This window comes from Nonomuraea sp. CA-141351, from assembly GCF_050944675.1.
GTDB lineage: Bacteria > Actinomycetota > Actinomycetes > Streptosporangiales > Streptosporangiaceae > Nonomuraea.
In genome coordinates this window covers 2,731,786-2,751,050 of record NZ_CP191982.1, presented here as the reverse complement: position 1 = coordinate 2,751,050, position 19,265 = coordinate 2,731,786, and the positions used below count along the sequence as shown (strand labels likewise).

The 19,265-nt window shown below is 69.6% G+C and carries 18 protein-coding genes; 12 read left to right on the top strand and 6 right to left on the bottom strand.

Going from position 1 to position 19,265, the window contains the following annotated elements; genetic code table 11:
- Positions 1-9 precede the first annotated feature (9 nt).
- Entirely contained in the window at positions 10-915 is a 906-nt protein-coding gene (gene miaA, locus ACQPWU_RS13390; RefSeq protein WP_433439736.1) for a tRNA (adenosine(37)-N6)-dimethylallyltransferase MiaA, read from the bottom strand.
- Positions 916-928: 13 nt separating this feature from the next.
- A complete protein-coding gene (locus ACQPWU_RS13385; RefSeq protein WP_433439734.1) occupies positions 929-1,441 on the bottom strand; it encodes a methylated-DNA--[protein]-cysteine S-methyltransferase in 513 nt (170 codons plus the stop codon).
- On the opposite strand from ACQPWU_RS13385, the gene ACQPWU_RS13380 reads away from it, so the two are divergent.
- Entirely contained in the window at positions 1,440-2,354 is a 915-nt protein-coding gene (locus ACQPWU_RS13380) for a ribonuclease Z (protein ID WP_433439732.1), read from the top strand. The two genes, ACQPWU_RS13385 and ACQPWU_RS13380, sit on opposite strands and share 2 nt — an antisense overlap.
- Here ACQPWU_RS13380 and ACQPWU_RS13375 read toward each other — a convergent pair.
- From ACQPWU_RS13375 to miaB, 4 genes are all read right to left on the bottom strand, one after another.
- Positions 2,330-2,980 carry a hypothetical protein gene (locus tag ACQPWU_RS13375; protein ID WP_433439730.1) on the bottom strand — a complete coding sequence of 217 codons (651 nt, stop codon included), beginning with the start codon at positions 2,978-2,980 and terminating at the stop codon, positions 2,330-2,332. The two genes, ACQPWU_RS13380 and ACQPWU_RS13375, sit on opposite strands and share 25 nt — an antisense overlap.
- 26 nt (positions 2,981-3,006) lie before the next feature.
- Positions 3,007-3,741 carry an isocitrate lyase/PEP mutase family protein gene (locus ACQPWU_RS13370; protein ID WP_433439728.1) on the bottom strand — a complete coding sequence of 245 codons (735 nt, stop codon included), beginning with the start codon at positions 3,739-3,741 and terminating at the stop codon, positions 3,007-3,009.
- A gap of 286 nt (positions 3,742-4,027) precedes the next feature.
- Entirely contained in the window at positions 4,028-4,582 is a 555-nt protein-coding gene (locus ACQPWU_RS13365; protein ID WP_433439726.1) for a hypothetical protein, read from the bottom strand.
- An 863-nt stretch (positions 4,583-5,445) separates the two neighbouring features.
- Positions 5,446-6,942 (bottom strand): tRNA (N6-isopentenyl adenosine(37)-C2)-methylthiotransferase MiaB, encoded by a 1,497-nt coding sequence (gene miaB, locus ACQPWU_RS13360; RefSeq protein WP_433439724.1) that lies wholly within the window; start codon positions 6,940-6,942, stop codon positions 5,446-5,448.
- Positions 6,943-7,080: 138 nt separating this feature from the next.
- On the opposite strand from miaB, the gene ACQPWU_RS13355 reads away from it, so the two are divergent.
- From ACQPWU_RS13355 to ACQPWU_RS13305, 11 genes are all read left to right on the top strand, one after another.
- The gene (locus tag ACQPWU_RS13355; RefSeq protein ID WP_433439722.1) at positions 7,081-7,836 is read left to right on the top strand and encodes an amino acid ABC transporter ATP-binding protein; all 756 of its coding nucleotides are present in this window, start codon (positions 7,081-7,083) and stop codon (positions 7,834-7,836) included.
- Positions 7,837-7,854: 18 nt separating this feature from the next.
- The gene (locus tag ACQPWU_RS13350; RefSeq protein WP_360691743.1) at positions 7,855-8,709 is read left to right on the top strand and encodes a glutamate ABC transporter substrate-binding protein; all 855 of its coding nucleotides are present in this window, start codon (positions 7,855-7,857) and stop codon (positions 8,707-8,709) included.
- An 80-nt stretch (positions 8,710-8,789) separates the two neighbouring features.
- Positions 8,790-9,479, top strand: coding sequence for an amino acid ABC transporter permease (locus ACQPWU_RS13345; protein ID WP_433439719.1), 690 nt, complete (start codon positions 8,790-8,792; stop codon positions 9,477-9,479).
- The gene (locus tag ACQPWU_RS13340; protein ID WP_433439717.1) at positions 9,476-10,381 is read left to right on the top strand and encodes an amino acid ABC transporter permease; all 906 of its coding nucleotides are present in this window, start codon (positions 9,476-9,478) and stop codon (positions 10,379-10,381) included. Before ACQPWU_RS13345 ends, ACQPWU_RS13340 begins: the two co-directional genes overlap by 4 nt.
- Before the next feature lie 185 nt (positions 10,382-10,566).
- Complete coding sequence (locus ACQPWU_RS13335; protein ID WP_433445202.1) at positions 10,567-11,415, top strand: glutamate ABC transporter substrate-binding protein; 849 nt, start codon at positions 10,567-10,569, stop codon at positions 11,413-11,415.
- Between the two features lie 50 nt (positions 11,416-11,465).
- On the top strand, positions 11,466-13,274 hold the full coding sequence (locus ACQPWU_RS13330; protein ID WP_433439715.1) for a S9 family peptidase: 1,809 nt from the start codon (positions 11,466-11,468) through the stop codon (positions 13,272-13,274).
- Between the two features lie 345 nt (positions 13,275-13,619).
- Positions 13,620-15,296: an ABC transporter substrate-binding protein gene (locus ACQPWU_RS13325; RefSeq protein WP_433439713.1), complete on the top strand. Its 1,677-nt coding sequence runs from the start codon at positions 13,620-13,622 to the stop codon at positions 15,294-15,296.
- Positions 15,296-16,318, top strand: a complete 1,023-nt coding sequence (locus ACQPWU_RS13320) for an ABC transporter ATP-binding protein (RefSeq protein ID WP_433439711.1) — start codon at positions 15,296-15,298, stop codon at positions 16,316-16,318. Before ACQPWU_RS13325 ends, ACQPWU_RS13320 begins: the two co-directional genes overlap by 1 nt.
- Positions 16,318-17,301, top strand: coding sequence for an ABC transporter ATP-binding protein (locus ACQPWU_RS13315; protein WP_433439709.1), 984 nt, complete (start codon positions 16,318-16,320; stop codon positions 17,299-17,301). Before ACQPWU_RS13320 ends, ACQPWU_RS13315 begins: the two co-directional genes overlap by 1 nt.
- Complete coding sequence (locus ACQPWU_RS13310) at positions 17,298-18,251, top strand: ABC transporter permease (protein WP_360691763.1); 954 nt, start codon at positions 17,298-17,300, stop codon at positions 18,249-18,251. Before ACQPWU_RS13315 ends, ACQPWU_RS13310 begins: the two co-directional genes overlap by 4 nt.
- Positions 18,251-19,213 carry an ABC transporter permease gene (locus ACQPWU_RS13305; protein ID WP_433439706.1) on the top strand — a complete coding sequence of 321 codons (963 nt, stop codon included), beginning with the start codon at positions 18,251-18,253 and terminating at the stop codon, positions 19,211-19,213. The genes ACQPWU_RS13310 and ACQPWU_RS13305 overlap by 1 nt, the downstream gene beginning before the upstream one ends.
- Positions 19,214-19,265 lie beyond the last annotated feature (52 nt).

Sequence of the window (19,265 nt, the reverse complement as noted above, 5' to 3'; positions counted from 1 at the left end):
CTTAAAAGTTTATGCGAACGGGTTTGCGGAGATTAGCGCCAGGGACTGCTCAAGCAGGTCAGGGGCATCGTATGGGAGCCAGCGCACCCTGGGGTCGCGCCGGAACCACGACTCCTGGCGGCGGGCGAAGCGCCTGGTCGCCCTGACGGTCTCCTCGATCGCCTGCTCCTCCCTCCACTCCCCCTCCAGGAAGCGGACGACCTGGGCGTATCCAAGGGCGCGGCTCGCCGTGCGGCCCTCGGCCAGGCCGTGCCCGAGCAGGCTCCGCACCTCCTCGACCAGGCCCGCCTGCCACATGCGCTCGACCCTGACCGCGATCCGCTCGTCCAGCTCAGGCCTGGGCACGTCGAGGCCGATCTGCACGCTCGGATAGACGGCGTCGTAGCTGGGCATGGTGGCCGAGAACGGGCGTCCCGTGTGCTCGATCACCTCCAGCGCGCGGACGATGCGGCGGCCGTTGCTCGGCAGGATGGCCGCCGCGGCCGCCGGGTCCTGCTCGCGCAGGCGCTCGTAGAGCGGGGCGGGGCCGCGCTCGGCCAGCTCGCCCTCCAGCCTGGCCCTGATCTCGGGGTCGGTGCCGGGGAACTCCAGCTCGTCGATGGCCGCGCGCACGTACAGGCCGCTGCCGCCGACCAGCACGGGCACCTCGACGGAGTCGATGACCGCCCTGGCCAGCTTCTGGTACTCGGCCACGCTGGCCGTGACCGTGACGTCCCAGACGTCCAGCAGGTGGTGCGGGATCCCGCGCTGCTCGTCCGGGGTGAGCTTGGCCGTGCCGATGTCCATCCCCCGGTAGAGCTGCATGGAGTCGGCGTTGACGCATTCGCCGCCCAACCGCAGCGCGATGTCGACGGCGAGATCGGACTTCCCGGCCGCGGTGGGACCTACGACGGCGATGACTGGCTGCTGGCGCACACCGACAAGTCTGCTAGAGATCCAGCAGTGTCGGTTGCAGGTACCCCTCGTGGGTCAGCAGCCAGCGCTTGGTCTCCACGCCCTCGCCGCCGCTGAACCCGCCGAGCCCGTTGCCCGCGATCACGCGGTGGCAGGGCACGACGATCGGGATCGGGTTGGAGCCCATGATCGAGCCGATGCCGCGGGCGGGCACGCTGGAGCCGCTGCGCGTGGCCAGCTCTCCGTAGGTGACCGCGGTGCCGTACGGGATCTTGTGAAGGGCCTGCAGCACCCGCAGCCGCGAGCCGGACATCAGCCGCCAGTCCACCGGTGTCTCAAAGGTCTTCAGATCGCCGGCGAAATAAGCATTCAGCTCGGCGACCGCGAAGGCCGTACGATCCGAATCATGGACTTCAGCCAGACCGAGGCGGTCGTTCACCTGTGGGCGGGTCCCCCAGCCCGACGCGACGAGACCGACCTCGGTGACGGCCAGCACGAACGGCCCGACCGGCGTCGGCACCTCGGCGAACGCGACTGTGGTCATCATGTCCTCACGTGAGTTGGTGGTGCTGGGCACCTCCAGCGCGGTCCCTACCCGACACCGTAACCACAACGGGTACCTTCTGCGTTGGGACGGACAAGGCTACCTTTTCGACCCCGGCGAGGGCACACAGCGCCAGATGCTGCACGCCGGTGTGAGCGCGCACGACGTGCACTGGATCTGCCTGACGCACTTCCACGGCGACCACTGCCTGGGCGTGCCCGGGGTCGTGCAGCGCATCGCCCGCGACAAGGTCAGGCACCCGGTGCGCGCCGTCTTCCCGGCCTCGGGCCAGACGTACTGGCGCAGGCTCCGCCACGCCGCCGCGTTCGCCGACACCTCGGTGATCTCCGAGCACGCTCTCTCCGGCGGCCTGGCCACCGTCGGCCCGCTGACCGCGCGCCGCCTGTCCCATCCCATCGAGTCGTACGGTTACCGCGTCCAGGAGCCGGACGGCCGCCGCATGCTGCCCGACAAGCTGGCCGCCTACGGCATCCGCGGCCCCGAGATCGGCGAGCTCCAGCGCACCGGCTCCGTGCGCGGGATCACGCTCGACCGGTGCAGCGTGCCGAAACCTGGGCAGAGCGTGGCGTTCGTCATGGACACGCGGCTCTGCGACACCGTGTTCGAGCTGGCCTCGGGGGTGGACCTGCTGGTGATCGAGTCCACGTTCCTGTCGTCGGAGAGCGCGCTGGCCAAGGAGTACGGGCATCTGACGGCGTTCGAGGCGGGGCTGGTGGCGGCCGACGCGGGAGTGCGCAGGCTGGTGCTGACGCACTTCTCCGAGCGGTACGGGTTCGACGCCGAGCCCGCCTTCGTGGCCGAGGTCCGGCGGCACTTCGACGGCGAGGTCGTGCTTGCCCGCGACCTGATGAAGATCCCGGTGCCGCGGCGTCAGGACCACAAGCCGGCGAAGTAGCCCACGCCGTAGGGGGCCGTCTCCATGAGCAGGCGACCCTCGAACCCGCGGCTGCCTGCCGCACCGGCCAGCACCTGGAGGGCGGCCCGCCCGCTCACCCACAGCCTCTCCGCCTGCGCGGGGTCGAGGGTGGCGAGGGCGCCGGGGTCGGCGTGGGCGATGGCGTTCGCGATCAGGTCGTTGTACGGCTCCGCCGCGTCGTCGTACTTGCCCGGGGCGCGTGGGCTGAGGCAGGCGGAGCCGTCGGCCATGACCAGCAGCGCCACCTTTTCCGCGGATTTTCCTAGTTCTTCGCCCAATATCCGGCATTCAGCGCTTGTTGCGTCGAGGGCGACGGACCGGAAACCGTCGGGGGCCCGACCACCCAGGAGCCAGCGGCCGACGGTCAAGGAGAGCGGGAGCACGGGCTCGCCGTGGCCCACCGTGACGTCCATCCCCCACGGGCGCAGGGTGCCCGCCGTCTGGCCGCCGTACGTGCTCGTGCTCTCCGCCCCGCCCACCACGATCAGCACGTCGGGACGGGCGTCACGGAGCGCCGCGATGGCGTCGTGGCAGGCGGCGCGGAGGTCGTCCAGCTGGAGCACGATGAGCGGAGTGGGCGGGCAGACGGCCGCGGCGACAAGCACGGGGGCAAGCGTACGCGGCGCCCAGGTCAGTACGGGCTGCGACCTGCCTTGACCTTCTCGATCAGGCTCTGGGTGTAGACGTGGGTGGCCCGGTGCAGCCCGCCCCCGAAGCTGATCCTGGCCACTCCCAGCTCGCCCAGCCTCTCGAATGCCGGAAGCCCGCTTCTGAAGAATATGTTGACGGGCCCGCCCACCTCGCTCACCAGTGCCTTGATCTCGTCCTCGTCCCCCAGCCCGATCGGGTAGACGCAGTCGGCCCCCGCCTCCAGGTACCGCCGCCCGCGCGCCACCGCCTCCTCGCGGGAGGGCCGGCCGCGGAGGTAGACGTCGACTCTGGCGTTGATCACCAGCCCGTGGCCCGCCGCGGACCGCATCTCCGCCAGGAAGTCCGCCTGCTCGCCGGGGTCGACCAGCGTGCCGGCGGTGGAGTCCTCGATGTTGCAGCCCACGGCTCCGGTGGCGGCCAGGCGTTCGACCAGCTCGGCCGGCTTGAGGCCGTAGCCGCGCTCGATGTCGGCGGTGACCGGTACGTCCACGACCCTGACGATGCGGGCGATCGCCGCCATCATCTCGCCGACCGGCGTTCCCTCGCCGTCCTCGTACCCCAGCACCTGGGACACGGCGGCACTGCCGGTGGCGACGGCCGGGAACCCCGCTTCCCCTACGGCACGGGCGGAGGCGGCGTCCCACACGTTGGGCAGGATCAGGGGGTTTCCCGGCACGTGCAGCGCCCGTAGGACCCCGGCTTTGTCAGTCGTCATACGGAGACCCTACGGAGTGCGGTGGCTCCTGCCGTAGGTCCAATACCACCGATAAACGCCAAGCCACTTCCCCCGGTCACGCCCCGTCGCCTCGTGCGGCCCTCGGCCGGGCGCGAGGACGCCGACGACCGGTCAGGAGCCGCGCTCAGCGCAGCCGGAGCGCAGGAGGTTCACCCGCGCTCAGCGCAGCCGGAGTACCGGAGGCACGCCCGTGCTCAGCACGGCCGGAGGGCCGGGCGGCTCGACGGCGCTCAGCCGCGGCCGGAGGGGCGGCGGTCGCTCGCGTTCAGCAGCCGCTCTTCGCGCACTGGCCGCTCAGCTCGCCTGCCGGGCCGTCCGCGGGGTTGTCGCCCTCGGATGACTGCGGCGCCTTGGTGGGGGACGTCGTCGAGGGTGTCTTGCCGTCGTTGGTCTTGGCCGCGCCGCGGGAGGGGTTCGTGCCCGTGTCGGCGGCCGGGTCGCCGCCCGAGCCCAGGTCTGACGTGGTGTCCCCCGTGGAGCCGTCGTCCGAGGCGTCCGTGGACGGATTGCCGACAGGGGTGTCGGTGGTGGCGTCACCCGTGGTGCTGTCGTCGCCCCCGAGGTCCTCGTTCCCCCCGACACTCTGGGAAGGCGCGGGCCGGCCGGCGCCCGTTTGCGGGGTCTCGCCGGGGCTCCCGGCCAGCTTGTAGCCGATACCGCCTGCTGCGAGCACGGCGACGAGCACTGAAGCGGCTATGACGACGATCTTCTTCGTGTTCTTCGGGGGTTTGCCGGTCGGGGCCGTGGCCCTGGCAGCCAGGCGGGTGTCTCCGGGCCCGGCCAGGATCTCGGGACGATCCGGCTCGATCGGATCTTGCATGGTGGGTGCAGCTCCCTGCGGTCGTATCGGGAAAGCTCGCCGGCTTCCGCGGGTGATGGACCACAATAGCCGCACAGGGTGAATGCTCGCACACCAATCACAAAGGAATCACGACTTGTCCCCCTCTAGATCCATTTACGCAGGTCGTCGCGCCAGCCTCGCACCCGTCGCCGGAGTCGCGGGAGTGCTCGCCATAGCGATCATCGGCATATTCCTGGCATTCACAAACGCTCAGGAGACGACACCGCAAAGCTCATCGGAATTCGATCGGAAAAGCGATCTTTCCCCAAGGCCGGATTTCTCGTACGTCACAGCGGCTCCGGCTCTTTCCGTCTCGCCGTCGGATGGATCGTTCCAAGACGGCGCCTCCGAGCTCCTGCCGCCCTCGTGGGTCCAGGCCGTCCCGCCGCCGGGGCAGGCGATCTCCGTCAGCCCGTCCCTCACCTCGGGGCCGTCTCTGGCGCCTGTCACCGGGCCCTTGGTTCTTACGGATCCCTTGGCGTCCACGACGGGACCTCCCGCATCCGGCACCGTGCCATCGCCGCCCGTGCCGACGCGGCCACGGCCTCAACGATCGGCGGCTCCGCAGCCACCTCCCCGGTCCAGCCCGGCCGCTCCTCAGCCGAAGGTCTCGCCCGCTCCCCCGGTGCCTCCCCAAGCGCGGTCGGCTTCGGAGCCGGACCGGCCCGCTGACCCGCCTCCATCGATTTCGAGCAGGCCTGTCGCGGATCCCTGCGCCACGTTCCACGACTTCCGCCGCAATCCGTGCTACGCCTACCTGGACCGCCTCACCCGCTGACGCCGCAGGAACCGCACGTCACGCGCGGCGTCCGAAGCCCGTTCTCAAGGCCGTGCAGGAGGCGTCAGTGGGCCGAGCAGGCTCCGGAAGAGGCGGCGGGGGTAGGAGCGGGCCGGCCGATGGTCGGCATGCCCAGCAGGACACCCGAGGACGGCGTGGAGCCGGACTGGCGCGACTCCCAGGCGTCGCCGGCCCTCGTGCGCCGGAGACCCTTGACCGGCCCGTCCGCCACCAGGTGGTGCGGGGCCGCGTACGTCACCTCGACCGTCACCATGTCACCCGGCCGGGGCGTCTCGGCGCCCGTGGTGAAGTGCACCAGGCGGTTGTCGGCCGCCCGGCCCGAAAGGCGGTGGGTGGCGTCGTCCTTACGGCCCTCGCCCTCGGCCACCAGGACCTCGAGCGTGCGCCCCACCTGCTTCTTGTTCTCCTCCCAGGAGATCTCCTCCTGCAGCGCCACCAACCGCTCGTAGCGCTCCTGCACGACCTCCTTGGGGATCTGGTCGGGCATGGTGGCCGCCGGGGTGCCGGGGCGGATGGAGTACTGGAAGGTGAAGGCGTTGGCGAAGCGGCTCTCGCGGACCACGTCGAGGGTGGCCTGGAAGTCCTCCTCCGTCTCCCCCGGGAAGCCGACGATGATGTCGGTCGAGATGGCCGCGTCCGGCATGGCGGCGCGCACCCGCTCGATGATGCCGAGGTAGCGCTCCGCACGGTACGAGCGGCGCATCGCGCGCAGCACCCGCGACGAGCCCGACTGCAGCGGCATGTGGAGCTGGTGCATGACGTTGGGGGTCTCGGCCATGGCCGCGATCACGTCGTCCGTGAAGGCGGCGGGGTGGGGCGAGGTGAAGCGGACCCGCTCCAAGCCGTCGATCGAGCCGCACGAGCGCAGCAGCTTGCCGAAGGCCAGGCGGTCGCCGAACTCCACGCCGTACGTGTTGACGTTCTGGCCGAGGAGCGTCACCTCCAGCACACCCTGGTCGACCAGGGTCTGGACCTCGGCGAGGATGTCGCCGGGGCGCCGGTCCTTCTCCTTGCCGCGCAGCGACGGCACGATGCAGAACGTGCACGTGTTGTTGCAGCCGACCGAGATGGACACCCAGGCGGCATAGGCCGACTCGCGCTTGGTGGGCAGCGTCGAGGGGAAGACCTCGAGCGACTCCTTCAGCTCGACCTGCGCCTCGCCCTCGATGCGGGCCCGCTCGAGCAGCACCGGCAGCGAGCCGATGTTGTGGGTGCCGAACACCACGTCGACCCACGGCGCCTTGCGGACGATCTCGCCCTGGTCCTTCTGCGCCAGGCAGCCGCCCACCGCGATCTGCATGTGCGGGTTGCGGGTCTTGGCGGGCCTGAGGTGGCCGAGGTTGCCGTAGAGGCGGTTGTCGGCGTTCTCCCGCACGGCGCACGTGTTGAACACGACCACGTCGGCGGTCTCACCGTCGGGGGCGGGCACGTAGCCGGCGTCCTCCAGCAGTCCGGACAGGCGCTCGGAGTCGTGCACGTTCATCTGGCACCCGTATGTGCGCACTTCGTATGTGCGGGCGCCGTCCTGGGTCACAGTCATCGCACGTTCAAGGGTAGTCGCTGTGAGGCTTGGCAAGGTCCGTACCGATCCAAAAGGCCAGCTTGGTGGCATGATGTGATCGGATCGGTACCGCTTAGTTAGTGACCTGCACTCCGCAGACCGTCTACGGTTTGACGCATGACGGAGAACGGTAACGGCGCTCCACTCGTACGGTTGGAGAACGTCAACAAACACTTTGGGGCGCTGCACGTCCTGAAGGACATAAACCTGACCGTCTCCCGCGGCGAGGTACTGGTCGTTATCGGTCCTTCGGGCGGAGGCAAGTCCACGCTCTGCCGGGCCGTCAACCGGCTGGAGACCATCGACGGCGGGAGCATCGTTTTCGACGGCCAGCCGCTGCCCCAAGAAGGCAAAGGCCTGGCAAAACTTCGTGCCGATGTCGGCATGGTGTTCCAGTCGTTCAATCTCTTCGCTCACAAGACCATTCGGGAAAATGTGACGCTCGGCCCCGTCAAGGTGCGCGGCCAGGCGCGCGACACCGCCGACAAGCGGGCCATGGAATTGCTCGAGCGGGTCGGCATCGCGGCGCAGGCGGACAAATATCCCGCGCAACTGTCGGGCGGTCAGCAGCAGCGGGTCGCGATCGCCAGAGCACTGGCGATGGAACCCAAGATGATCCTCTTCGACGAGCCGACGTCGGCCCTGGACCCCGAGATGGTGCAGGAGGTCCTGGACGTCATGATCGGGCTGGCCCGCGACGGGATGACCATGATGGTCGTCACCCACGAGATGGGCTTCGCCCGGCGGGCCGCCAACAGGGTCGTGTTCATGGCCGACGGCCAGATCGTGGAGGAGAACACCCCGGACGCCTTCTTCGGATCTCCCCAGACCGACAGGGCCAAGGATTTCCTTTCTAAGATTCTGACGCATTGAGAGAGCCGAGGTAGGACGATGCATATCCGTCGCATGGGCGCAGCCCTCGTCGCCGCCGGTGCCATGATCGCCGGCCTCGCCGCCTGCGGCGGCGGCGGAGCGACCACCGTGTTGCAGAAGGTCAAGGACGAGAAGAAGCTCGTCGTCGGCGTGAAGTACGACCAGCCGGGTCTGGGCCTGAAGAAGCCCGACGGCACGGTCGAGGGTTTCGACGTGGACGTCGCGAAATACATCGCCGGCAAGCTGGGCGTGCCCGAGAGCGGGATCGAGTTCAAGGAGGCCCGTTCCGCCAACCGGGAGAGCTTCCTGAAGCAGGGCCAGGTCGACCTGGTGATCGCGACCTACTCGATCACCGACGCGCGTAAGCCGCAGGTGACCTTCGCGGGTCCCTACTACCTGGCGCACCAGGACTCGCTCATCCGGGCCGACGACAGCTCGATCACGAGCCTCGACACCCTCAAGGGCAAGAAGGTCTGCCAGGTCAGCGGCTCCAACTCGTGGAAGAACATCACCGAGGGCACCAACAAGCAGAACCTCAAGGTCGAGGCGACCCTGGTGCCCGCCGGCGGCTACGACGAGTGCATCCAGAAGCTCAAGACCAAGGCGGTCGACGTCGTGACCACCGACGACACGATCCTCGCCGGCTTCGCCAAGCGCGAGGGCACCGGCGTGAAGGTGGCGGGCGCTCCGTTCACGGACGAGAAGTACGGCATCGGCCTGAAGAAGGGCGATGTCGAGACCTGCAACGAGATCAACAAGATCGTGGCCCAGATGTGGTCCGACGGCACCGCGGCCAAGCTGCTGGACAAGCACTTCGCCGGCACTGGCCTGAAGGTCGAGACCTCGGCGCCGCCCGCTGAGGGCTGCTCCTGATCTTTCGTCCGGGCCCGATCGCTCGGTGGCGAGCCTGAGCCGCTCAGGCTCGCCGCTGAGCACTCTCGACGAGGAATGTCATGGACACCTCTTCCCTATTTGACTTCTCCCCGCTGGTACAGGAGTTCGACAAGATCCTCCTGGGCTTCTGGGCGACGATCCGGCTGACGCTCACGAGCGGGTTCTTCGCGCTCATCCTGGGCACCATCCTGGTCTCCATGCGCGTGGCTCCCACCCCGGTGCTGCGCTGGGCCGGCACCGCCTACGTCAACGTCGTCCGCAACACCCCGCTGACCCTGGTGCTGATCCTCTGCGCGCTGGGGCTCAGCGACACGATGCAGCTCACCTTCTCCGACCAGCCCGCCACCAACTACTTCTGGTGGGCGGTGGCCGGTCTGTCGGCGTACACCGCGGCGTTCGTGTGCGAGGCGCTGCGTTCCGGCATCAACACGGTCTCCGTGGGCCAGGCGGAGGCGGCCAGGGCCATCGGGCTGACGTTCGTCCAGTCGCTGCGGCTGATCGTGCTGCCGCAGGCGTTCCGGTCGGTCATCGCCCCGCTGGGCAGCCTCCTGATCGCCCTCACCAAGAACACCACGATCGTCACCGTGGCGAGCTATCTCGACGCGGCGGCCCAGATGAAGCAGATGTTCGACGACTTCGGCGGCACGATCCCCATCTTCCTCGGCTTCGCCTTCGGTTACATGGTGCTGACCCTCCCCACCGGCTTCTTCTTCGGCTGGCTGGCCAAGCGACTGGCGGTGGCCCGATGACCAGCGTTCTGTTCGACGCCCCCGGGCCGCGCGCGCGGCTGCGCAACAACGTCCTGACGCTGCTGTCCGTCGTGGTCCTGCTGCTCATCGCGTACGTGGTGATCTCCACGCTGGGCGAGAAGGGGCAGCTCGACGCGGCCAAGTGGGAGCCGTTCCTGCGCGGCGACACGTGGACGGGGTTCATCATCCCCGGCCTGATCGGCACCCTGCAGGCCGCGGTGGTCGGGGCGGTGCTCGCGCTGCTCTTCGGCGTGGTGTTCGGCCTCGGCAGGCTCTCCGACCACCGGGCGGTCCGCCTGTTCTGCGGCGGCGTCGTGGAGTTCTTCCGCGCCATCCCGCTGCTGATCCTCATCTACTTCGTGCAGGCCGGCCCGGCCACATTGAGCGGCTACACGGTCAGCGTGCCGGCGTTCTGGGCCGTCGTCATCGGCCTGACGCTGTACAACGGGTCGGTGCTCGCCGAGATCTTCCGCGCGGGCGTCCTGGCCGTGCCGAGGGGCCAGTCCGAGGCCGCCTACTCCATCGGGCTGCGCAAGTCCGAGGTGATGCGCCTGGTGCTGGTCCCGCAGGCGACCACGGCGATGATGCCGGCGATCGTCAGCCAGATGGTCGTCCTGCTGAAGGACACCGCGCTCGGCTGGATCATCGCTTACGAGGACCTGCTGAACGCCGGCCTGAAGCAGTTCGCGGTCAACTACGGCAACCTCATCCCGAGCGCCATCGTGCTGGCGCTGTTCTACGTGTTGATCAACCTGGCTCTCAGCTACCTCGCGAACTGGCTCGAGCGCCGCAGCCGCCGCAGCCGCAAGTCGGCAGCGGGACCGATCACGCCGCCCTCGGCGATCGGCACGGGTCCCGCCGGCGGTGGTCCTGGACGGGAGACCGTCGCCACGCTGGAGTGACGGCCCTTCACCCGCGGAACGAACGGCGGCGGCGCGCGGACACGCGTGCCGCCGCCGTTCGTGTTCCACCGATCGCGGCAAGCCCCAAGAAGGTGCCATAACTCGACCAAGAACCGTCCATGGACCGTTCCCGAACAGGTCGCGGGGCGAGCAAACTCGCCTATAGCAAGAGACCGGGGGTGTCCATGCGTCGGGCGTACGTGGCGTTGGCAGGCGCCATCGTCATGGGCCTGGCCGCATGCGGTGGCGGAGGCTCGTATACCACCGTCGTAGGCAAGATCAGGAACACCGGACATGTCGTGGTCGGCACCAAGTGGGACCAGCCGAGCCTGGGGCTGGTGACCGGACCGGGCGCCCCGCACGGGTTCGACGTGGACGTCGCCCGATACATCGTCGGCTATCTCGGGCACGGCCGCCACGTGGACATCACGTGGCGGGAGTCGCCCTCTTCCTCCCGGGAGGCGCTGCTCCAGAACGGCAGCGTGGACCTCATCGTCGCCTCCTACACCATCACCGAGGCGCGCAGGCCCAAGGTGACGTTCGGCGGCCCGTACGTGATCGTCCAGCAGGACACGTTGGTCCGCGCGAACGACACCAGCATCAAGAAGGTGACCGACCTGCGGGGCAAACGGCTCTGCCTGGCGGAGGGCTCGAACTCGTACCGGCGGATCGTCGATCCGCCGCCCGACGGCAAGCTGGACCTGCCCGCGGTGCTGGTGGACGCGGCCAACTACTCCGACTGCGTACGCAAGCTCTCCGAGCACGAGCTCGACGCGGTGAGCACCGAGAACCTGCTCCTGGCCGGGTTCGCCCAGCAGGACCCCGGCCGCTTCAGGCTGCTGAACGACCCCATCACCGAGGAGAAATGGGGCGTCGGGATCAAGAAGGGCGACACCGCCACCTGTGAGGCCGTCAACCAGGCGATCGCCGCCATGTGGCACGACGGCACGGCCACGCGGCTGCTGCACAAGTGGTTCGGCAAGACGGGGCTCAAGCTGCCGTCGTATCTGCCGAAGCCGGAAGGGTGCCCCTGAACTGTGGGGACAGCCGCACGCCGTCGCCAATATTCCGGCAGGATGCGGGTATGCCTTTCTGGCCCTCCCCCATTTCGACCAGAGACGTGGCCGGCTCCAGCGTGCGCCCCGGCTGGCCCACGGCCCAGAACGGCCGGGTCTGGTGGACAGAGGACCGTCCCGACGAGGGCGGGCGCACCACGATCGTGTGCCGCGCGGCCGATGGCACCCGGCACGAGCTGCTCCAGGCCCCCTGGAGCGCGCGCACCAGGGTCCACGAGTACGGCGGCAGGCCGTACGCCGTGACCCCCGAGGGCGAGGTGGTCTTCGCCAACCTCAAGGATCAGCGCCTGTACATTCTTCGCGATAACGGCGAACCGAAACCCCTCACGGAGGAGGGCGGCCGCTACGCGGACCTGTCGGTGCGCGACGGCCAGGTCTGGTGCGTGCGCGAGCGCCACGACGACGACGGCAAGGTCACCAGGTCGATCGTGTCGATCCCGCTGGACGGCGGCGAGATCCTCGAATGGGCCACCGGCTGCGACTTCTACGCCTCCCCCGCCATCTCCCCCGACGGGCGCCATCTGGCCTACGTCTGCTGGAACCACCCGCGCATGCCCTGGAACGGCACCGAGCTACGCGTCACCCGGCTGGCGGGCGGCGGCTCGTGGACGGTGAAGGGCGGCCTCGCGGAGTCCGTGCTGGCCCCCACCTGGAAGGACGACTCCAGCCTCTACCTGGTCTCCGACTGCTCCGGCTGGTGGAATCTCTACGAGGTCGGCCTCCACGGCGACGGCCCGCGGGCGATCCACTCCGCGGAGGAGGAGTTCACGCTGCCGCCGTGGCGGCTGGGCGGGCTGCCCTACACCGTGCTCGGCGACGGGCGGCTCGCGGTCCTGCACGGGCGCGGCGATCTGCGGCTGGGCGTGCTCGACCCGGTCTCCGGCACGCTCACCGACCTCGACGTGCCCTACGACGGGTGGGACGCGGCGCTGGCCGCCGAGGGCACGTCAGTGGTCGGCATCGGGTACGCCCCCACGACCCCCCGGTCGGTCATCAGCGTGGACACCGCGTCCGGCGAGTCCCGCTCGCTGTGGGGCGATCAGTCGCGCCTGCCCGACCCGGCCTACCTGCCCGTGCCGAGAGCAGTCGAGTCGCCCGTCCCGGCCTTCCTCTACCCGCCGTACGGCCCCGCGACCGACGGCGTGCCACCTTTCGTGATCTTCGTGCACGGTGGGCCGACCGCGCACGCCGACACCGCGCTCGACCTGGAGAAGGCTTTCCTGACCTCGCGCGGCATCGGCGTGCTCGACGTCAACTACGGCGGCTCGACCGGCTACGGCAGGGCTTACCGCGACCGGCTGAAGGGCCAGTGGGGGCTGGTCGACGTGGCGGACACGGTCGCCGCCGCCGAGTGGCTGGCCGCGGAGGGGCTGGCCGATCCCCGCAGGATCGCGGTGCGCGGGGGCAGCGCGGGCGGGTGGACCGTGATGGCGGCCTGCTGCCGGTCAGACGTGTTCGCCGGTGGGGTGTCGTACTTCGGCGTCAGCGCGCTCGCGCCGCTCGCCGCGCACACCCACGACTTCGAGTCGCGCTACATGGAGTGGCTGGTGGGGCCGGCGGACCCGCAGGTGTACGCGAGCCGGGAGCCGCTCGCCCTCGTGGACGGCGTGACCTGCCCGATGCTGCTCCTGCAGGGGCTCGACGACCCCGTGGTGCCGGCGGAGCAGTCGGCGGCATTCGCGGAGGCGCTGTCGGAGCGGGGTGTGCCGTGCACATATCTGGCGTTCGAGGGCGAGTCGCACGGCTTTCGCCGCACGGAGACACGGGTGGCCGCACTGGCCGCCGAGCTGGCCTTTTACCAGCAGCTTTTCGCCTAATGTCGCAATTTACGGACGTATTTAATACGAAACCGGCATTACTAGGCGGTCGCTAATCCTCATCGGTTGCGTAACCGTCTTTTCGATCGCCGCCGCGCGCGTGACCATGCAATGTGGGACGTGCTCCGCGGCCACGGCGCACGCCCCACTACGGCCAGCCATGCACGCCCCGCATCTCGGCACGAGGGAGGCCAGATGGCCAGCATGCGCCATTTCAGCATTGCCGTGGTGGTCACCGCAACTTTGTTCGCCACTGCCTGCCAGACCGACACCGGAGCGCGAAATTCGGCGCCGCCGAGTTCCGCCGCCCCGGGCCAACCGGTTTCCGGGGGGACGCTTCGGCTCGTGGGCGGCGGCGACGTCGATCATCTCGATCCCACCAGTTCCTACTACACGGTCACCAACGGGATCCTGCGCACGTACGCGCGCGGGCTCTTCGGGCTGAACGGGGTGGCGAGCGAGGCCGAGACGACCAAGGGCTTCGCGGTCGTCCCGGATGTCGCGGCCGAGCTGCCCACGGCGGACAACGGCGGCCTGAGCGCCGACGGGCTCACGTACACGATCAAGCTCCGTGACGGCGTGCAGTGGGACACCCAGCCGCCGCGCGAGGTGACGGCGGGCGACTTCGTCCGCGGCTTCAAGCGGATCTGCAACCCGGTGGCAGGCTCCGGGGCGCCCGGCTACTACACGAGCACGATCAAGGGCATGAAGGCGTACTGCGACGCGTACGCCAAGGCGTTCACCAAGGCCAAGCCCACGGCCGCGGCGCTGGCCGACTTCCAGAACGGCCACGACATCGCGGGCGTCCAGGCCAAGGACGACAAGACGGTGGTCTTCACGCTGACCCAGCCCGCCAGCGACTTCCTCAACATCCTGTCGCTGAACTTCTCCGTGGCCGCGCCCAAGGAGTACGACCAGTACGTGCCGGACGACGCAACGTTCCGCCAGCACACGATCTCCGACGGCCCCTACAAGATCACCCAGTACGTGGCCACCAAGTCGATCAGGCTGGAGCGGAACCCGGCCTGGAAGCAGGAGTCCGACCCGATCAGGCACCAGTACGTGAACGCCATCGAGGTCAAGATGGGCGTCAACGAGCCGGACGCGGTGCAGCAGCAGATCGAGGCCGGCAGCGCCGACCTGTCGTGGGACCTGCCGGTGCCGACCGCGCAGATCCCGCGGCTCAAGAGCTCGGGCGATCCCGGCTTCAAGATCTTCCCGGGCGCGGTGACCAACCCGTACATCGTCTTCAACCTGCAGAGCAAGAACGCCGGCGGCGCCATGGGCAAGCTCAAGGTGCGCCAGGCCATCGAGTACGCGGTCAGCAAGGTCGCCATCGCCAAGGTCTACGGCGGCGCCGACGTGGCCACGCCGCTGCACACCGCGATCCCGCCGGGCAACATCGGATACCAGGAGTACAACCCGTACCCGAGCCCGGGTGACGCGGGCGACCCGGCCAAGTGCAAGCAACTGCTCGCCGAGGCCGGATACCCGAACGGGCTGACTCTCATCGGCGCCTTCCGCAACGCGGGCAACCACCCGGCCAACTTCCAGTCGTACTCGGCGGACCTGCAGAAGTGCGGGATCACGGTAAAGGGCCTGCCGGTGCGGCAGGGCGACTACTACGGCGCCTTCCTGCAGAACCCGTCGATCGCCAAGGCCAGCAAGTGGGACATCTCGGCTCCTGGCTGGGTCCCCGACTGGTACGGCAACAACGGCCGCGCGGTCATACAGCCGCTGTTCGAGACCAACTGCACGCCCGGCACCAGCAACTACGGCTGCTACAGCAACCCCAAGGTGGACTCGCTGATCAAGCAGGCGCTGGCCCAGCAGGACCAGACCAAGGCAGCCGCCCTCTGGCACCAGGTGGATCAGGCGGTCATGGCCGACGCGGTGCTCGTGCCGCTCAACAACCAGAACACACCGATCTCCAAGAGCAAGCGGGTGCAGAACGCCCTGTACCTGCCGGCGTTCCAGCTCTACGACTTCACCAACCTCTGGCTCAACCCCAGCAACCCGTGATGAGCCTGCTCGAGGTGACGGACCTCCGCGTGGCCTTCCCCACGTCCGACGGCGTGGTGCAGGCCGTGCGGGGGCTGTCGTTCCGCATCGAACGCGGCCGCACGCTGGCGATCGTCGGCGAGTCCGGCAGCGGCAAGACGGTGAGCACCCAGGCCATCCTGGGGCTCACCCCCGAGGCCGACATCTCCGGCACCGCCATGTTCGACGGCGTCAACCTGCTCGAGCTCGACCGCGAGCGGCTGCGCCACCTCCGCGGCGCCGAGATCAGCGTCGTCTTCCAGGACCCGCTGACCAGCCTGCACCCGCTCTACAAGGTGGGCTGGCAGATCGAGGAGCTGATCAGGGTGCACCGGCCGGACACCTCCCGCGCCGAGGCCAGGAGGCGGGCGGTCGAGCTGCTCGGCCTGGTCGGCATCCCCCGGCCGGAGCGCCGCGTGGACGACTACCCGCACCAGTTCTCCGGCGGCATGCGGCAGCGGGCGATGATCGCCATGTCGCTCGCGCTCAACCCGAAGTTGATCGTGGCCGACGAGCCGACCACGGCGCTCGACGCGACCGTGCAGGCGCAGATCCTGGAGCTCATCGCGCGGGTGCAGGCGGAGTTCGGGATCGCGCTCATCCTCATCACGCACGACCTCGGCGTGGTGGCGGGCATGGCCGACGAGGTGCTGGTCATGTACGCCGGGCTCGCGGTCGAGCGGGCCGACCGGCGCACGCTCTACTACCGGCCGCACCACCCGTACACCAAGGGCCTGCTGGAGTCGATCCCGGGCAGCAGCGGGGACCGGGGCGGGCGGCTGCGGCCCATCCCCGGCTCGCCGCCCAGCCTGATCGCGATCCCGTCGGGGTGCGCGTTCCACCCGCGCTGCCCGTACGCGATGCCGGTCTGCCCGGCCGAACAGCCGCCGCTCGCCACGGTGACCGGGGACGGCGCCCACGCCTCGGCCTGCTGGCTGCCGCACGAGGCGGTCGGGCTGGGCACGGCGGCCGAGGCGCTGCGGCTCAAGGCGAAGGAGTCGTGATGCTGCTCGAGGTCTCGAACCTGGTCAAGCACTACCCCATCACCACGGGTGCGCTGGTCAAGCACGTGATCGGGCAGGTGAGGGCGGTGGACGGGGTCAGCTTCACGCTCTCCGCGGGCGAGACGCTGGGCCTGGTGGGCGAGACGGGCTGCGGCAAGTCCACGCTCGCGCGGTGCATCGCCGGGCTGCATCCGGTCACGTCGGGCAGGGTGCGGTTCGACGGCGCGGACATCACGAACCTGCCCCGCAAACGCATGCGGCCCTACCGGCGCGACATCCAGGTCATCTTCCAGGACCCGTACGGCTCGCTGAACCCGCGCAGGCGCGTCGGGTCGATCATCGCCGATCCGCTCGTGATCCACCGGGTGATGAGCGGCGACGCGCTCCGCCGGGCCGTGCAGGAGCTGATGGAACGGGTCGGGCTCAACCCGGAGCACTACAACCGGTTCCCCGCGGAGTTCTCCGGCGGGCAGCGGCAGCGGATCGGAGTGGCCAGAGCGCTCGCGCTGCGGCCCCGGCTGATCATCTGCGACGAGCCGGTGTCGGCGCTCGACGTGTCCATCCAGGCACAGATCCTGAACCTGCTGAAGGATCTCCAGGCCGAGTTCGGGCTGACGTACCTGTTCATCGCCCACGACCTGTCGGTGGTGCGGCACATCAGCGACCGGATCGCGGTCATGTACCTGGGCAAGGTGGTCGAACTCGGCGACGCGGAGTCGGTGTACGACCGGCCGCGGCACCCGTACACGAACGCGCTGCTGTCGGCGACCGCGGTGGCCGACCCGGACGAGGCGCAGCGGCGGCGGCGCATCGTGCTGACCGGGGACGTGCCCTCACCGATCGACCCGCCGTCCGGCTGCCGCTTCCATCCCCGGTGCCCGCGGGCGCAGGAGGTCTGCTCCTCCGTGGAGCCCTTGCTTGAGGGCCCGGCGGCGCCTGAGGGAGCGGCGGCGTGCCACTTCCCCATCGAGGTGGTCGTATGACACTGACCGAGATCAGACCCGGCGCCGTCACCGAGTCCGGGATCGCCGGGCGCGGGCCCTGGCAGCTCGCCTGGCGCCGGATCAGGACCGACAAGGTCGCCATGGTGTCCGGCGTGGTCGTCATCCTGCTGTGCGCGCTGGCGCTGGCCGCGCCGCTCATCGCCGCCTGGAACGGCCACGGCCCCGACGACCAGTTCCGCGACACCGGCATCACGGCCCAGGGGCTGCCCGTCCCGCCGAACGGGGAGTTCTGGTTCGGCACCGACCGGCTCGGACGCGACCTGTTCATCAGGGTCCTGTACGGGGCTCGGGTCTCGCTGCTCGTCGGCGTGGTGGCCACCGGGCTGGCGGCGCTGGTGGGGGTGGTGGTCGGGCTGCTGGCCGGGTACTACGGCGGCGTCGTGGACACCGTGCTGTCGCGGCTGATGGACGTCGTGCTGTCGTTCCCGTACCTGATCTTCGCGATCGCGGTGGTGTCCATCGCCGGACCCTCGCTGACGGCCACGATCGGGGTGATCGCGTTCTACTCGTGGGCGGCCATCGCCCGCGTGGTGCGCGGGCAGACGTTGTCGGTGAAGGAACGCGAGTACGTGGAGGCCGCCCGTTCCATAGGTGCGGGCGATTTCCGGATCATGTTCGTGGACATCCTGCCGAACCTGCTGGCTCCCGTCATCGTGCTGACCACGCTGCTGGTCCCCGCGGCCATCGTGTTCGAGTCGACGCTGTCGTACCTGGGGCTGGGGATCGTGCCGCCCACCCCCTCGTGGGGGAACCTGCTGAGCGAGGCGCAGGGGTTCTACCGGGTGGCGTACTGGTATCTGGGGTTCCCGGCCGCCACGCTGCTGATCACCACGCTCGCGTTCAACCTGGTGGGCGACGGGATCAGGGACGCCATCGACCCACGGATGGAGCGCCTGTTCGGCCGCCGCCGTACGCGTAAGGGGGCGTGATGCTGCGCGCATTCCTGCTGCGCCGAGCCCTGCTCGGCCTGCTCGTCCTGTGGCTGGTGACGCTCGGGACGTTCCTGCTGTTCTTCGTCGCGCCCAGCGATCCCGCCAGGACCCTGGCCGGGCGGCAGGCCACGCCCGAGCAGGTGGAGCTGATCCGCCACAACCTCGGCCTCGACCGGCCCACGCTCGTCCAGTATCTGGACTACCTGGGCAGGCTGCTCCACGGCGACCTGGGCCAGTCGTACTTCTCCGGCGAATCGGTCGGCAAACTGCTCGCCTCCGACTTCCCTCCGACGTTCTCGCTGGTGCTGGGGGGCGCCGTGCTGTGGTTCACCATGGGCGTCGGTGCCGGGGTGCTCAGCGCCACCCGGGCGCGGTCCGTGGTGGACCGCGGCCTGACCCTGCTGGCGCTGGCCGGGGTCTCGATGCCGACCTTCGTGGTGGGCCTGCTGCTGCTGTATTTCCTGTTCTTCCAGCTGTCGATGGCGGGCGTGCCCATCCTGCCGCCGGACTCGTACGTGCCGTTCTCGGAGAATCCCGCCGAATGGGCCCGCCACCTGATCCTGCCGTGGGTCACGCTGGCCATGGTCCAGGCGGCGACGTACGCCCGGCTCACGCGCGGCTCCATGCTGGACGTCCTCGGCGAGGACTACATCCGCACGGCCCGGGCCAAGGGGGTACCGGAGCGACGCGTGATCTACCGGCACGGCCTGCGGGCCGCGCTCACGCCGGTGGTGACGCAGCTCGGGGTGGACGTCGGCACGCTGATCGGCGGGGTGGTGGTGACGGAGTCGGTCTTCGGGCTCGGCGGGGTGGGGCAGGCGGTGGTGCAGGCGTTCGTCAGCGGGGACCTGCCCGTGATCATGGGCGTGGTCACGCTGGCGACGACCGCGGTGGTGGTGGCGAACCTGCTGGTGGATGTGGCGTACGGGCTGCTCGACCCACGCATCCGCCTGGCCTGACCCGGTGACGCCTCGGCGGGCGCGGCCCTGATGCCCCAGTCTCTCTCAGGCA